The following is a 754-nucleotide window of genomic DNA, read 5'->3' as shown; positions in this document are numbered from 1 at the left end:
AATGTATTTAATTCTTATATATTTAAATTAAAAACACAACAGCTTGTTGATAATACTACTTATGAGCTATTAAGAAATATAAAAAACCAATTAAAAGAAGTTCAACAATATGGGGATGATAATAGCTATAACAGGTTAAATGAGTATTTAAAAAAATTAAAAAATTATATAGAAACACAAAGTGATATTGCAAGTAATAATCTTATTAATTTAATGAGTAATTTAAGCACTTCTTCAAGAGAATCAATAGTTAATACCGAAGAATTCAATAAATTTAATGAATATTTACATGTACATAGAAATATTGAAAATGAGTTAAAAGACTCTTTATTAAATTTAAAGAGTAAAAGTAAAGGAATTATCTTTTTAGTAGGATCTGTAGGCGATGGAAAGTCACATTTATTATCGTATTTAAATAAACATGAACCTGAATTATTTGAAGGTGTATTTATATATAATGATGCTACTGAAAGTAATAATCCTTATAAAACAGCAGTAGAAACTCTTGTAGAAAAATTAACACAATTTGAAAACAATGAGTTAAACAAGATAGTAATAGCGATTAATGTTGGCATGCTTAATAATTTAAATGAGTACTTGAGAGCCAATAACGTAAGCTTAGAGATTATAAAAACTATTGAGCAAAGTAATATTTTTTCAAATAAAGGTATGAATAATTTGTTTTTTGGGTTAGATAATATTTCAATAGTTTCATTTTTAAATGAAAAAACATTTACCATTGAACAAAGTGAAG

At 23.2% G+C, this 754-nt stretch carries 1 protein-coding gene; it reads left to right on the top strand.

Annotated elements, in window-relative coordinates; all coding sequences use genetic code 11:
• Positions 1 to 754 (top strand): DNA phosphorothioation-dependent restriction protein DptF (gene dptF / locus CD127_RS12540; protein ID WP_103366923.1); only part of this gene is annotated, 754 nt, incomplete at both ends.

Origin of the sequence: Staphylococcus petrasii, assembly GCF_002902565.1 — a bacterium.
GTDB lineage: Bacteria > Bacillota > Bacilli > Staphylococcales > Staphylococcaceae > Staphylococcus > Staphylococcus petrasii.
This window is presented reverse-complemented; position numbering and strand designations above follow the sequence as displayed.